Below are 14,344 nucleotides of genomic sequence, written 5' to 3'. Positions count from 1 at the left end.
AATCGTGCTGTTGGGGTTACATTTTTCAACACTATGTTTGTGCTGGCGCCAAAGGTAATGTATGAGTCGCTATTAATAAGCCAATGGCTATCCACGCCTCCACCATCAAACGTGAGGGTTTTGCTAGGGTCTGTTGACGTTTCATTACATCGGCAACCATAAAAACCCACAAGCCATGGCGACGCCGCTCTGATAGTTGCGTTTCAATTTGTCATAGCGCGTCGCCAGCCCACGAAAATGTTTCAAGCGTGCAAACGCATTTTCCACCAAATGACGGTGGCGATATAACCGAGACTGTGAACCTGATTCCATGAAATGGCATGTAAATTCGCTACCAATTGAAGGCAACTGGTCGTAGTCGAGACAACTGTCCGGGGAATTAACAACAAACAACTCAGCAAATGCAACACCAATAATTTTTGACGGCATTGTGTCGAGCGCATTGATGGCAGCCCAGTTGGCATCGACGATCTTGCTACCGGCTTCGACATCTACGATGAAACCCGGGATAGCCAACTCGTAAAAAACCCGCAAATAAAACATAGGCGCTCTCGGCCCCTTTGTCGAAACTGGCCGACCTGTATCAACAGACTTCTTGCCACCTTTGATCAACATCATAGCTGCATTTTCACGCCAACTTTTTCTGAGGCCTTTTACAGTGCAAATGTAGTGTTTCTAAACCTGTATTGTCGATAATATTTGGATTTAATATTACTATCAATGCGTAAAGAATTTTAAAACAGAAAAAAACTGACAAAATTCGATTCTTGAAATTTTTTAATCGACCTAAAATCATGGCTACGAAATCACTCTGAAAAACCGAAATAAAAAATAACCTGCTGATTATTATCTAATAATTAGAGTTTATACTGATAAAAACGGTTTCAAATTTTTAAAATTATAAAATTATAAATTTTCGATTCTGGATCGAATAGAAGAGAAAAACATACTATTTTAATGTACTGTGTCTATAAAATTTTTAGCATTTAAGGAGAGAGGTTTGTACCCACTTCAGAACGGAGTGCAGCATCATGAGCGACATTGAATTTTTTGTGCTGGAAGCGCAGCAGGAAATCCATGAATTGATCGCACAGCAACGCCCGCTGGAACAGACCCTGGACGCGATAGCCGACTGGGTCGGTAGCATGATGCCCGGTGCGCTGGTTTCCATCATGCGGTTTCATCCGGACACCAACAGTCTGAGCCTGATGCCCACCAGCCGGTTTTCTGATGATTTTTTCCGGGCCATGCAGGATATTCCAGTGGCTGAGAACATGGGCACCTGCGGCGCGGCGGCCTTCACCAAAAACCTGGTTATTACTGAAAATATTCAGAAGGACCCCCGCTGGGACGGTTACCATGACATTGCCGAGGCAGAGGGAGTGATTGCCTGCTGGTCAATGCCAATTCTAACCTCGAAAAAAGAGCTTCTGGGCACCTTCGCCACCTACCACCACGCCCCGGCCACCCCGACCGCGGAAGCTCAGCGCAATCTCACCCGGGGCGCTGCCCTGGTTGCCCTGGCCATTCTGCGCCAACGAGATGCTGAAGACCATCTGGCCCTTTCCGAGTGGCACCAAGCCTTGTTCAATAACCATCCGTATGGTGTCTACACCTTTGATCTGGATGGCCACTTCCAGAGCTGTAACACGGCGATGGAACGCATTACCGGCTATACGGCAGATCGCTTGTATGGCCTACACTTCAATCGCTTTGTTGAACCCGCATACCGCGCACTAACCCAGAAGGCGTTTGACAGAGCCCGAAACGGTGAGGCCCTCACCTACGAAACCATGGGCAACCACGTAGCTGGCCACCCCTACTTTCTGGAGGTCACCAACTTCCCGGTCACCATCCAGGGTGAGATTGTGGGCGTCTACGGTATCTGCCGGGACATTACCGATCGCAAAGATCAGGATACGGAACTGCGCCTGCTCAAGCGTGGCATTGAGGCAAGCCCCAACGGTATGCTCATCGCAGACGCACGCAGTCCAGACATGCCGGCGGTCTATGCCAACCCGGCGTACGCAGATATGACCGGCTATACCCACAACGACCTTATCGGACACAACCGTCGCTTTCTTCATGGCGAAAACACGGCCCCGGAAACCCTCGAAGCCATACGGCATGGGCTGCGCCATCAAACCGAGGTCAACGTCGAACTGATTAACTACCGAAAGGATGGCACGCCTTTCTGGAACCACCTGCGGATCAGCCCGGTGTTTGATAATGACGACCTCTGCACTCACTTCATCAGCAACCAGCAGGATATTAGCCACCAAAAAGAGCAGCAAGCTCAGATCACCTACCAGGCAACCCATGACCTGCTAACCGGCTTACCTGACGAGGCCTCGTTTCAACAGAAACTGCGTGACGCACTGACTGCGGATGGTGAGCGTGGATCGTTGGCCGCCATGTATGTGGACTTGGACGGGTTCAAGCCCATCATTGACGAACTGGGACACCATGTCGGCAACCAGGTACTCATAACCACTGCCCGGCGACTGACAGATCTGACGGCGCCTGAGGCGACCGTTGCCCGGTTGGTTGGGGATAAATTTGGCCTGCTGATACCCGGCTACACGAACCGGAACGAGGTCATCCAACTTGCCGAGCGCATATTAGTACACCTTGCACAGCCGATCGACGTGGACGGCCAGATTGTTCACATCAGTGCCAGTATCGGGATTGCCTGTAACAGCACGCCTTTGGACGCCCCCCATGAACTGCTCCAGTTTGCCGATCTTGCCCTGGAGCGGGCCAAGCGGCAGGGCAGAAACACCTGGCAATGGCACAGCGGTCATAAAGCCGAGCGCAGCCGGCACAACGTGAACACGAGGCATGATCTTCACGCCGCGCTGGAGGAAAAGCAGTTTGAAATCTATTACCAGCCTCTGGTGGACGCCGTTACCGGGCGCATGCGCAGTGTGGAAGCTTTGGTGCGGTGGCATCACCCTACCCGGGGAATGGTCTCCCCCGGTGAATTCATTCCACTGGCCGAGCAAACCGGCCAGATCGTGCCCCTGGGCCTCTGGATACTCAAGCAGGCCTGCACAGAAATGGCAGACTTCAATGCCTGCCGGGAGCGGGCATTGCGGGTTGCCGTCAACATATCATCCCTGCAGTTTGTTCGTGACGGCTTCCTTGACGACGTCCGCCGGGTGCTCAACGAAACCGGCCTGCCGCCACAACTGTTGGAAATGGAAGTAACTGAAAGCGTCTTGCTGGACGGAGTCAAGCCAGTGATCGAACTGATGAAAACCCTGAAAACACTGGGCGTACGCATGGTCCTGGATGATTTCGGGACTGGCTATTCCAGCCTGAGTTATCTTCGGGATCTGCCCATTTACAAAGTGAAACTTGACCGCAGCTTTGTGGAGAAAACCACAACAGATCACCGGATGGCCGCCATCGTTCAGGCCGTGATCACCATGAGCCACCACATGGACATGATGGTGGTTGCGGAAGGGATAGAAACCCGGGAGCAGCAGGAAGACCTGGCCCGCCGGCACTGCGATATCCTGCAGGGGTACCTGTTTGCCCGGCCGATGCCTCTGGCCGAGTTGAAAAAGCTGCCTGACCTCTTGCCGGTGGGTCCTGCGACGTGAAAAGACTGAGTAAACGCCTGGCCCTCGCTACGCTTATACCTGCGCTGCTGATCACCTCGACACTGGCCCTGGTTTTTTGGTCGAATATTGAGAATCGAGTGGAGGCTGCCCGCATCACAGCTCAAACGCTGCTGGAGACTGAATACGATGTGCTCCTTCAAGGAATGAACGAGAGCCTGAATCACTCTTTGGCCATTGCAGAGTTTCCCTCTGTGGTGCAGTACCTCAGCAATGCGCAAGAAACCCAATCGCCCTATCAGGAACGCCTGCTAAAACAGAATCGGGACCAGTTGGGGGCGATTTTCAACAGCCTGTTGACCCACTTCGGCCGCTATACCCGCCTGGCCCTGATTGACACAAACGGCAATGAACACTTCCCCACACAGAGTTCCATGTCACCAGCAGCTGATCCGGGCCATGCAGATGCCCTGTACTTCCGGGAGGCCATGACACTGAAGGCGCGCAGTCTCTATGTCTCACCTCCCCATCTTGGGCCAGCAGCTGACGGCCCGGAAATCACCACGGCGGTGGTGGATATTACCGCGCCCGTGTTCGGGCAGGACGGTGAACGCCTGGGGGTACTGCTGCTCACACTGGACTGGCACTATCTGGCCAGCCGCTTGCCGCACGCCGTGGGCACGTATTCGCAGGCCCAGGCACTGCTTGTTAATGCCCAGGGCACCTCGCTGTTGCCGACCGGGAGCGGCGCCATTCCCTTTGGCAGTTCCCTGCCGATACAGTGGCCGGATGCCTGGCAGGCTATGAGTTCCTCCAACCGGGGAGAGGCGCTTCTCGGTGATCACCTGATTTTTTTCCGTACCCATGACATCCGCACTCATCATTTCCGCAGCCAAGCCGGGCAAGTCCTGGGGCTGCCGGGCACTCAGCCATGGCGTCTCGGAATCATCGTTCCGAGCCCAGGCCTCACCTACCTACTGGCTGAAAGCCCGTGGAACGGAGCGTTGGTGGTACTCGCTTATGTGCTGGCGATTGCCTTTGGTATTGGCTGGGTACTGACCAATCACCACCAGCGAATTCTGAGGGCCGGTGCGCAGCAATTGTCTCTGGAAACAAGAGATTACGCCCGGGAACTCTTCGATCTCTACGAACACGCGCCCTGCGGATACCACTCCCTGAATGAACACGGAGTGATCCTCAAGATCAACCGTACCGAACTGCAATGGCTGGGCTACAGCGCTGACGAACTCATTGGCAAACAGCTGTATCGTGAACTGGTTACCTCAGAAACCCGGGACGCTTTTGATGAAGCCTTCCGGCAAGTTTTGGGGGACAATCATAAGGGCTCGGCGGAGTGCGAACTGATGTGCCGTGATGGCAGCACCCTCCCAGTCGCGATCGAAGCCACCGCACAGACAACTTCTGACGGCTTTCAGTACAGTCGAGCCATGGTGTTCGACCGCACCGAACGAAAGCAGCTGGAAGACCTGCTGATCCAACAGTCCATGACCGACCCGCTGACGGGGCTCGGTAACCGAAGGTACCTGGAAAACCAGGCGGACATGGAAATGGCCCGGGCCCGGCGAAACGGCAAACCCCTGTGCCTGATCGCCATTGATCTTGACCGCTTCAAGCGCATTAACGACCGCTATGGTCACGATGTGGGTGATCTGGTTCTGCAGGCCTTCGCACAAACCGCACAAGAGCAGTTACGGGATGGAGATGTACTGTGCCGGATGGGCGGCGAAGAATTCACCGTACTGCTCCCTGACACCAATATGGAACAGGCCGGCATGATTGCCGAACGCCTGCGCCAAGCAGTAGAAACGACCCCCGTTGATATCGGAGCCGATCTGGTCGACGGTGGGCAGGTGGCATACACCGCGTCACTTGGCGTGACGGCTGTCCATCCTGAAGCGGGGTCACTGAAACCGGCCATAAAACGCGCCGATCAAAAGCTTTATGAGGCAAAGAAAAAGGGGCGTAACCGTGTACACTTATCTGGCGGTTGAGTGCCATCCTACAGAATTCCGACGCAACGCGAACTGAAGTTAATAACCGGGGGGTCATGCCCATAGATGGGAGCAATGGTTTTCCTTGTGGCGTTACCCCTTCACGCTCGTCAGCCAGTTTTTGAGCTTATCTCCGCAGGGCACTTTCACCCGCACCCCAGGACATATTGGCCTGCGCAATTGTGTTTTCTTGGTCAAACTGCCAGCTTCCTGCTTGAACTCCGGAGAAAAGGAACGTCGTTTCCCGGTCACCAGACACCTCGCGTAAGGCGGCAATATTACCACCTTGATTGGTGCCCGGAATCATTGTAGTGGCATAGTGAATTTGGTCACGTGATTTGAGGTGCTAAAATGCACTCAAAGATGACCGGTGATTCAATAATAACCAGAAAAGCGAGACCTCGCTCCAGCCCTGAATTTAAAGTCGAATGTGCTCAACTCGTCGTCGATCAGGGTTACTCAGTTCGAGACGCCGCACAAGCTATGGGTGTTGGTAAATCCACGCTCGACAAATGGGTTCAAAAACTGAAAAGCGAGCGCGCGGGCCAGCTAAGGCAGGGACGGATTTGAAATCCGTCCCTAGTACTGCAGGGCTAAAGCGGGGACGGATTTCAAATCCGTCCCCTGTCCACCGTCACTCCTTGCCTAGTAAGGCCGAGAAGGAGCGCCAGGCGCTTCTTAGTACCGATTCGTACACCACAAACACCATCAAAAACGCTAGCAACATCAACACTTCCGGAACCTTATACAGTTCACCAATCAAACCGACAAAGGCCATTATCGTCGCCAGAAGTGTGATTAAAATTAGAGTTTCTTTGTCGCTCAACCCGGCACGTAAAAAAATATGATGCAGATGGTCACGGCCTGCTGTCATCACGGACTGCCCGCGGCTTAAGCGGCGAATCATCACCGCCACCATGTCCATCAACGGTACCGCAATAATCCACAGTGCCGTTACCGGGCGAATGGCCGGGGCATCTTGGCTAACGCCCTGAGCCAACAACCACACAACGGAAAAGCCGATGAACATCGAACCCGCATCACCCATAAAAACCTTGCAACGCCAAGGTCCTATGCGCAAATTTGCCATTAGGTAAGGCACCATCGCCAGCGCCAGACCCGCCGCGAACATAGTTTCCACCAACGTACCACTGTTGGCAGCGTACAATGCAATCAAAGAAATCAGTGTTATCAGCGTCAAACTACCCGCCAGGCCGTCAATGCCGTCGGTCATATTAAACGCGTTGGTGGCACCAATAATCGCGGCAATGGTCAAAAATGGCCCCACCCACCCCAACTCAATCATCCCAAACCCAACCAAATCCCCAAGATGCGTAATGTGCACCCCCGAGTAAATCACCAGCACAGCGCCCAATACCACTTGAATCAGCAGGCGGAACCGCGCCGACAGTTCACGCGCATCGTCCAGAGCACCCACTACCACCAGCAACAGCGCGCACAGCCAGAACACCACGTATTCAGACATCAGCGGCATCCACAAAAACCACGCCGACAGCAAACCGACGAACACACTGATTCCGCCAACAAGCGGAACTGCGCCAACGTGCTGTTTACGCTCGCAAGGCGTGTCTAATAAATCCATCGCGGGCGCAAGCGCTTTAAACACCATCAATGCCAAAAACGCAACACCTATCGCTGTCGAAAGAAAAAAAAGCGTATTCATAGCGCAACGACCAAACGTTGCGAGTGCCTGGCCATATACCAGGGCACGGCCACAGCCAGACCGGTAAAAATGTTGTGGCTAGGCTTGTATCCCAGACAGCGGGAAATTTTGGAGGTATCCGCCTGCGAATGGCGCACATCGCCGGCGCGGAAGTCGTTGTAAACCGGTTTTTGCTTGTAATGAATGCCGTTAATTACCAACACGCTGGCAATACCATTGAAGAGCTCGATCAACGACGTGCAATCGCCAATGGCAACGTTATAAACCTCGTTTTTACAACTTTCTTCCGCTGTAGCGGCCAAAATATTGGCCTGCACCGCGTTGGCCACAAAACAGAAATCGCGAGACGTTTCACCGTCACCATAAATATTCACTGGATTATCCGCCAGCATGGCGTCTGTCCACTTTGGGATAACCGCCGCATACGGGCCATTGGGATCTTGGCGCGGGCCGAACACATTGAAATACCGCAGCCCTATGCAATTAAATTTGTAACTGCGCGCAAATACCGCCGCGTACTGCTCGTTAACCAGTTTGGTCACTGCGTAAGGCGACAAAGGCTGACCAATCTGGTCTTCGACTTTTGGCAACGCCGGATGATCCCCATAGGTGGAGCTAGACGCGGCGTAGGTAAAACTCGATACGCCTTCCTCTTGGGCAGCCACCAACACATTCAAAAAGCCATTGATGTTGGCGTTATGGGTATTAATAGGATCCGCCAGGGAGCGCGGCACCGAACCCAGCGCCGCCTGGTGCAGAACATGGTCCACACCATTCACCGCGTCTTTGCAGGTCTGCAAATCGCAGATGTCACCTTCAATAAACAGGAAATTTTTCCATTGCATCGGCTCAACCAGATTCCGCACCTCGGCCAGATTTTTCGGGTGCCCGGTTGCGTAGTTGTCCAGTCCCACCACAGACTGGCCATTCTCCAGCAGCCACTGCAGCAAATGAGAGCCAATAAAACCGGCTACGCCAGTCACTAACCACACCTTAGGGTTCTCCCTAAGGTGGTTACGGCGGATTAAAAACGCATTCATCATCAGATCATCCTTATCAAAATGCAGTCGACATCGGCTTATAAACCTAAAAAAGAATACATAAATTCATTATGAGTAGAATACATTGCGACAATTACTCGTTTCAAGTACTTTTTAGGCAAAAAAAGGGGACAGATTCCAAATCTGTCCCCTTTTAAAAAATAAATCTGTCCCCGTTTTATATCAGGCGCCCAACCCACTCCTTCAGCGCCGAACCGCTGTCATCCAGCGCCCTAGCCGACGGCAACCATAGCCGCCAGCGCGGTGCCGGATAGGCACTGTGGTCCGTCGCTACGGCAATCACCTCTAACCCCACCCCCTGAAACAGCGCCAACGCGCGGGACATGTGCAAAGCCGAGGTCACCAGCAACACCCGATCAATCTGCCGTTTTGCCAAAATTTCGCGTACAAACACCGCATTCTGGCCCGTGGTGCGGCTGCGTTCCTCCAACACCATTGCCGAAGCAGGCACTCCAAAATCCGCCAACAGAATGCGCATCGCCTCTGCCTCTGACATGCGGCTAAACCGATCGTCGCTGCCACCCGCCAGCACCAACAATGGCACCTTACCCGCATGAAAAAGCCTGGCCGCATGCCACACCCGGTCGGCACTGCTCCCCAGGTCTGGATAACCCTCCTGGTAACTCGCAGGGCGAACACCCCCACCCAACACCACAGCTGCTGCAGCACTGGGCAACTGCTCCATCGTCAACGCAGGGTAAGGCGCCTCCAGATGTTGCTGCGCCCACAAACTCACCACCGGTAAAGACCAGCCCCACAGCCACAACAATGCAAATAACCCGCACGCCATCGCCAGGCGACGGAAACGCAAAGCCGAACACAGCAAAGCAAAGCTTCCCAAGAGCAACGCACTGCCCAGTGGGGAAATTAAAAATATGACGAGTTTTGACATAAAAAACATACGGGTACCCGATAGCTATACGGAGGAATGAATCGGTTCACTCTGCCCTTAATCAGCGGTGTCAAATCCGGGTATTTAAATTCGTCAATCGACGTTGGCGCGGTACCAGGGCATCGCTTTGGTTATGCCCTCTTGAATCGGAAATTCGGGTGCATATCCCAGGTTGTCTTTAGCTTTTTCAATACTGGCCTGAGAGTGCCGAACATCACCCGCCCGAAACTCCCGATACACCGGCTGTTTTTCGTAAGGGCGCCCAAGAATTGTCAGTGCGCGTGCGAGAGATTCAAACAAAATATTCAGCGTGGTTCGGTCACCAAAAACAACGTTGTAAACCTCGCCCCTTGCAGCCTCGGGTGCAGTCGCCGCCAAAAGATTCGCCTGCACCGCGTTCTCGATAAAACAAAAATCCCGACTGGTTTCGCTATCGCCATTCACATACTTGGTCACCGCGTAGGGCGACAGCGGCTTACCAATCACACCCTCTACCTTGGGCAAGGCGGAGTGATCGCCATAGGTAGAGCTGGATGCGGCATAAGTAAAACTCTGGACCCCGGCATCCCGCGCCGCCACCAGCATATTAAGAAAACCGGAAACGTTGGCAGCATTGGTGGCAATGGGGTCGTTAATAGAGCGTGGAACAGAACCCTACGCACATGCGTTTCAGGGCATTCCCGGTGGCGAAACGCGTTAGCAATGGAAACGACATCCTTGACTTACGGATCACCTAGTGTCTGTGCGATGGCATCGCAGATATCAATGGGAAGCCAAAGCTTTAGGCCGCTCTCATCGATAATCTCGAAATCATCACCGCCCCGGCTAAGGTAAAACGCCTTCGCGTCATTGTCTTTTGCGTCAATCACCAAGCCGACACCCCCGACTCTTTTGGAGGTCTCTGATGCTTCTTTGATCGCAAAGGTGAGAAGGCGCTTTCCGTAGCTGGAGCCCTTGTATCGATTGTCGACGGCCATTTTTGCAAGGAGTAAGGCAGGGACAGGATTTTTCAGTTTCCGCGCAGGCTTGCACTCAACGGGTAGGTCAACGGTTGTGTAGGTTAGCGTGATGTACGCCATGATCGTGTTTGGATCGGAGGGGGCTTCTATCACGAATGTTCGGGTTATTCGCTTGTCAGATGAAGCTCTGGCGCTGTGAGCCAGGAATTCATTCAGGTCAGCATAACCGCAATCAAAAGCCTTGCGGTTATGGCGTTTCTGGATCGGCGTGAGCCTCGTTTGTTGCGTTAGTGTCATTTACGGATTCCTTGTAGTCGAGCGCATCCTGCATGAGCTTGCTCGATGGCTTCCGAGGTTTCCGATCCAAGATTTCCAGCATCCTATTTCCTGTTTCAATAGAAACCCGAATGCGGGTAATCCGATCCACCACTTCTTCAGCTTTTGAGCGGGCTGAATCAATGAGAAACTGGCTCATTGTCATCCCAGATAGCTCAGCAGCTTGCGCGATAAATTGCTGCGTTTGTGTATCCACTCGTGCGACGAGACGGGGATCTTTACCCGCCTGATTAGTCTGAGTTTTCATTCCATTACTCCCAGTATTTAGATGACTTCCCGACCGAGCGTTTTTTCTTAAATGGCCATTATTGGTCAGTGTCGGAAACGATGATAACAAGAGTTCTCATCTATGTCAATTTGTGTGACAAAACGGCACACAGGGTTTGGGGCTATGGACTTGAAGAGGTCCAGCCTTCGGCCTTCAACGACCAGGTGTGTTGCTCTGGTGCGTTAAATTAATTGGAAGCGCCTGCAATTTTCTGTGGAAGGCGCTAAAAAATAAAGTTGGTAACTTTGTCCCAGCATTACACTCCTTATCGACAGCAGATCAGTGGCTTACCCCATTAGTTACCAACTTTATTACCTTGTTACCAACTTTATTATCACGCCACAATAGCCCAAACTACGATTTAACGGATCACTCCACCGTAACGCTCTTTGCCAAGTTACGGGGTTTGTCTACGTCGGTGCTTTTTCCTGGGCTTGGCCCAGAGAGTGAATAACAACAGGGTGCACACACTCGAATTGAAATCTGTTCCGGTTTATACAAGTAGGGGCAGATTTGAAATCTGCCCCTCTATTGTCACGGCCACATCGGGGCTAAACCGGGGACGGATTTGAAATCCGTCCCCTTTCGGCATCACGTCCAACCCCGGGGACAGATTTTAAATCTGTCCCCGGGGTTGGCTTCTACCTACAACACTTGATGGGTCAGGTCCGTCAACGTCTGCAACGCTTCGTCCCACTGCACGGGCGATTCGTGATAAACCAGAGGCCCAATGAACTCTTCGTATCGTTCTTTGTGGATGGGCTCTCTCTGTAAGCACGCCAGCCCATGCAGCATCTCGGCCCTAGGGTCAGTCAGAAATTCCTCATGCTGACGCCCTAAATGCTCAGCGTCTGTTTCCGATGGCTTCGGCACCAACTTAATGTCGATATCTTCCGACATCCGATAAGTGTTCTGGTGGGCTTTTGCCAAACTGGTTCCGCCAGCGAAGACTAGGTCAAACTCTATCGGTTTTATCGTTGCCAAGAGCTTCAGCAATTGAACCGCATAATAGTCTTTCTCAACAATTGCAGGCCGCTCAATACCAAGCGCGTCTGCAACATCCGCCAACAGCGATGTATCTAAACTCATGCAGCGACCGCCTCAACCATTAGGCGGTACTTTCCGTAAAAAATGCTGCGACTGAAGTCGCCGTAAACGCGAACAGTTATCCGCGTCGGAATCTGGGTAGACCCAGATTGGTAGTCCCGCTCGGCCCCGGTCGGCTCCCAGCGAACGCCCAAACGACTTAAGGCTTCCTTAGAGACCTGATCAAAGCCGCCGGGAGCCGCCAGCATTGTTTTGCCCGTAATCCGGTTAGGGCGCGCCTTTGCGTAGAGACCCTGGCCAATTCGAGCGAGTCGCCCTCGTGCTTCGAGCCCCCTCAAAGCGCGGCCAATCTGATCGTAGGCGCCTAAAGCTTTAAAGTCGGACCTTAGGAACACGATTCGCCGACTTTTCCGGATTTTCTCGCGAATTCTGAATTCAAGAGTAGGTGTGCGCATCATCGTGACGCCCCAGGCGGTTCATGACTTTATCCACTTATAACCAATAACAGTAAATCTGTTAAAAAAATACGACACTAGAATATCTATATTAGATCATAACTATTTGTTTTAAATTACTAAATAGACCGTTATCGAAGAAAAAAACGCCGCAAATACGGGAAATGAATGGGGTATAGGTGGCTACCAGGGCCGCCGGCCAGCATGATTTACTGGTTGGCAAACCGAGACCCAGACCGGAGACAGATTTGAAATCCGTCCCCTATCCTCCATGCCGTCGTTGATGCGGCGCTCGGCCAGAATGATTTCTGGGTAATAGCCAATAGCCTGGGCTTTGTGGGTCAGGTAGTAGGGATCTACCCCAATACAGTGTCCATCCACCAGGCCGGGTTTGAACGGCAGGAAGTTCCACTTGGTGCCAGCGGCGGCCAGTACTTCGTGGGTGTCGATGTTCATGCGCCGGAAAATCATCGCCAGTTCGTTCATCAGCGCGATGTTCACATCCCGCTGGGTGTTTTCAGTCACCTTGGCGGCTTCGGCCACGCGAATAGAGCTGCAAACCGGGGACGGATTTGAAATCCGTCCCCTACCACGATGTCGCCGGCTTTCAATACCTTGCCCACGGTTTCACTGGCTTTGATCAGCGGCGTTAAATCCGGGGCTTTGAACTGGTCAATCGGCGTGGGCACGGTGATGATGAACACCGAGCACTCACGCAAGTCTTCCAACTCGGTGGTGAACGATAACAGCGACACCTCCGCCAATTCCTCGCGGGACACCTCCTGGGTCACATCCATTCCATCGCGCAGCTGTTGCACGCGGGTAGTGTTGATGTCAAAGCTGATCACCCGGCGCTAAGAAGCACACTCGCCGCGGTCTTCTTCTGTCTGCTCTGAGGCGTTTGGTGAAAAGGTTGCGTCTAGGAAATTAGTCAGCATTTACTTTATTGAAAATAGACACATCAATATTGCCGTTTTTCAGTGTTTCCCGCCCACTTATCGCTACACGATTTTCATACACAAAGGCATCCATTACTTCGTCAAAAATTTCTGAAGAAAAAGCACAAACATGATCCCTGTTATCCGATGTTTGCCGAAGCGTGAACGACAAATTATCTCGATCCATCTGAGACACAAGGCCTTCAAGGGTGGTTATTTTTTCTTCCTTGTTTCTCACCGACTGAAGCGCTCTTTTAACGTGTTTCGATGCATCACGATCGAGTCGGAAGCTTTTATCGGCTTGGCCCAGTATGGTTCCACCTACCTCGAACTCTGTCACCGTGCCGGAAAGCGGAGGCACCAGTTTTTCCAAAGCTTCCAGCAGCTCGATATCGAGTGTTTCCAGTGTGATGTCACCGTCCTTTATTCCAGTAGACCTGGTAATTGCATCGGCCAACGTGTTGCCAATTAGAAGCATTTCGGCATCGTCTTCATCTTGAAGTAGTCTTTCCTGCTGCGTATTGGGCAAGCTGAACGCCACTTCAAAACTATTGTAGGCAAAATGCTGCACAGGTAAATCATACAGCCGCCTTCTGGAGTTACTAGCACGGCCTTGCTTGCCAGGTTCTTTGAATACATGGGCGGCCGTTTTCCTTAAAGCGGTGCTGGCACCCTCAACCACCTGCCTGATCACGCTGGCAGGTACGGTTCCAGCTGACAAACCTTCACCAATAGCCCGCAAACGAAAAGCAGGTTGAAGATGGGCCCAAAGCATTCGCCCCTTCTCTGGCAGTATAGACTCTGGCAATTCCGCAAGTGTCGTTCGCCAAGCATTTTTTGGACAAAAAGAATGGCTAGTTTCAAGTACCCATAAAAGCGGCTGATCGAGTGCGGCTCTAACGGTAAGCGAACCGCTTTCAAGCTTAGCCAGCATACGATCGTCTGTCGGCACAACAACAAAACGCATGCTGCTTTCATTTTCGTCCACCAACATGAAAAGCGCGGTGCACAATCGCGTTTGAGCGGAGAATAGACGAGGCCCATCAACATCAATCAAAACACTTTGAATCTCAAACCCGTCAAAATCGCTGGAGCTACAGGCCAGACCTTTTATGTTCCAGTCCAT

Annotated in this window: 10 protein-coding genes and 4 pseudogenes; 3 read left to right on the top strand and 11 right to left on the bottom strand. The window is 52.4% G+C overall.

Features of this window, described 5'->3' with window-relative positions; all coding sequences use genetic code 11:
- Positions 1–144: 144 nt before the first annotated feature.
- A pseudogene (locus ATI45_RS00785) lies at positions 145–288 on the bottom strand (transposase); the annotation flags it as partial.
- A 743-nt stretch (positions 289–1,031) separates the two neighbouring features.
- On the opposite strand from ATI45_RS00785, the gene ATI45_RS00780 reads away from it, so the two are divergent.
- The 3 genes and pseudogenes from ATI45_RS00780 to ATI45_RS00765 form a co-directional block, all read left to right on the top strand.
- Positions 1,032–3,608, top strand: coding sequence for an EAL domain-containing protein (locus ATI45_RS00780; protein ID WP_098417859.1), 2,577 nt, complete (start codon positions 1,032–1,034; stop codon positions 3,606–3,608).
- Entirely contained in the window at positions 3,605–5,578 is a 1,974-nt protein-coding gene (locus ATI45_RS00775; RefSeq protein ID WP_098417858.1) for a diguanylate cyclase, read from the top strand. Before ATI45_RS00780 ends, ATI45_RS00775 begins: the two co-directional genes overlap by 4 nt.
- 351 nt (positions 5,579–5,929) lie before the next feature.
- Positions 5,930–6,127 (top strand): annotated as a pseudogene (locus ATI45_RS00765) (transposase); the annotation flags it as partial.
- Between the two features lie 85 nt (positions 6,128–6,212).
- On the opposite strand, the gene wecA reads toward ATI45_RS00765, so the two are convergent.
- The 10 genes and pseudogenes from wecA to ATI45_RS00715 form a co-directional block, all read right to left on the bottom strand.
- Positions 6,213–7,262: a UDP-N-acetylglucosamine--undecaprenyl-phosphate N-acetylglucosaminephosphotransferase gene (wecA, locus tag ATI45_RS00760; RefSeq protein ID WP_098417855.1), complete on the bottom strand. Its 1,050-nt coding sequence runs from the start codon at positions 7,260–7,262 to the stop codon at positions 6,213–6,215.
- Entirely contained in the window at positions 7,259–8,302 is a 1,044-nt protein-coding gene (locus ATI45_RS00755; RefSeq protein ID WP_098421601.1) for an SDR family oxidoreductase, read from the bottom strand. The genes wecA and ATI45_RS00755 overlap by 4 nt, the downstream gene beginning before the upstream one ends.
- 178 nt (positions 8,303–8,480) lie before the next feature.
- Positions 8,481–9,215 carry a YdcF family protein gene (locus ATI45_RS00750; RefSeq protein ID WP_098421600.1) on the bottom strand — a complete coding sequence of 245 codons (735 nt, stop codon included), beginning with the start codon at positions 9,213–9,215 and terminating at the stop codon, positions 8,481–8,483.
- A 93-nt stretch (positions 9,216–9,308) separates the two neighbouring features.
- Positions 9,309–9,869, bottom strand: a pseudogene (locus ATI45_RS00745) (GDP-mannose 4,6-dehydratase); the annotation flags it as partial.
- A gap of 68 nt (positions 9,870–9,937) precedes the next feature.
- The gene (locus ATI45_RS00740; protein ID WP_018403292.1) at positions 9,938–10,471 is read right to left on the bottom strand and encodes a GNAT family N-acetyltransferase; all 534 of its coding nucleotides are present in this window, start codon (positions 10,469–10,471) and stop codon (positions 9,938–9,940) included.
- Positions 10,422–10,757, bottom strand: coding sequence for a DUF1778 domain-containing protein (locus tag ATI45_RS00735; protein ID WP_098417853.1), 336 nt, complete (start codon positions 10,755–10,757; stop codon positions 10,422–10,424). Before ATI45_RS00735 ends, ATI45_RS00740 begins: the two co-directional genes overlap by 50 nt.
- A 666-nt stretch (positions 10,758–11,423) precedes the next feature.
- Positions 11,424–11,867 carry a nucleotidyl transferase AbiEii/AbiGii toxin family protein gene (locus ATI45_RS00730; protein WP_098417852.1) on the bottom strand — a complete coding sequence of 148 codons (444 nt, stop codon included), beginning with the start codon at positions 11,865–11,867 and terminating at the stop codon, positions 11,424–11,426.
- Positions 11,864–12,283, bottom strand: coding sequence for a DUF6088 family protein (locus tag ATI45_RS00725; RefSeq protein ID WP_218926099.1), 420 nt, complete (start codon positions 12,281–12,283; stop codon positions 11,864–11,866). Before ATI45_RS00725 ends, ATI45_RS00730 begins: the two co-directional genes overlap by 4 nt.
- Positions 12,284–12,550: 267 nt before the next feature.
- Positions 12,551–13,134: pseudogene (locus tag ATI45_RS00720) on the bottom strand (nucleotide sugar dehydrogenase); the annotation flags it as partial.
- Between the two features lie 73 nt (positions 13,135–13,207).
- A complete protein-coding gene (locus ATI45_RS00715; RefSeq protein ID WP_098417851.1) occupies positions 13,208–14,344 on the bottom strand; it encodes a hypothetical protein in 1,137 nt (378 codons plus the stop codon).

Origin of the sequence: Marinobacter sp. LV10MA510-1 (assembly GCF_002563885.1) — a bacterium.
Lineage (GTDB): Bacteria > Pseudomonadota > Gammaproteobacteria > Pseudomonadales > Oleiphilaceae > Marinobacter.
Note: the sequence above shows the minus strand (reverse complement) of the source record. Positions and strands in the feature narration are given on the sequence as shown.

What these genes read in the sequence shown, in the direction of transcription:
- ATI45_RS00780 (WP_098417859.1), top strand. Translation starts at nt 1,032, where the DNA reads ATGAGCGACATTGAATTTTTTGTGCTGGAAGCGCAGCAGGAAATCCAT.
- wecA (WP_098417855.1), bottom strand. Translation starts at nt 7,262, where the DNA reads ATGAATACGCTTTTTTTTCTTTCGACAGCGATAGGTGTTGCGTTTTTG.
- ATI45_RS00755 (WP_098421601.1), bottom strand. Translation starts at nt 8,302, where the DNA reads ATGAATGCGTTTTTAATCCGCCGTAACCACCTTAGGGAGAACCCTAAG.
- ATI45_RS00750 (WP_098421600.1), bottom strand. Translation starts at nt 9,215, where the DNA reads ATGTCAAAACTCGTCATATTTTTAATTTCCCCACTGGGCAGTGCGTTG.
- ATI45_RS00740 (WP_018403292.1), bottom strand. Translation starts at nt 10,471, where the DNA reads ATGACACTAACGCAACAAACGAGGCTCACGCCGATCCAGAAACGCCAT.
- ATI45_RS00735 (WP_098417853.1), bottom strand. Translation starts at nt 10,757, where the DNA reads ATGAAAACTCAGACTAATCAGGCGGGTAAAGATCCCCGTCTCGTCGCA.
- ATI45_RS00730 (WP_098417852.1), bottom strand. Translation starts at nt 11,867, where the DNA reads ATGAGTTTAGATACATCGCTGTTGGCGGATGTTGCAGACGCGCTTGGT.
- ATI45_RS00725 (WP_218926099.1), bottom strand. Translation starts at nt 12,283, where the DNA reads ATGATGCGCACACCTACTCTTGAATTCAGAATTCGCGAGAAAATCCGG.
- ATI45_RS00715 (WP_098417851.1), bottom strand. Translation starts at nt 14,344, where the DNA reads ATGGACTGGAACATAAAAGGTCTGGCCTGTAGCTCCAGCGATTTTGAC.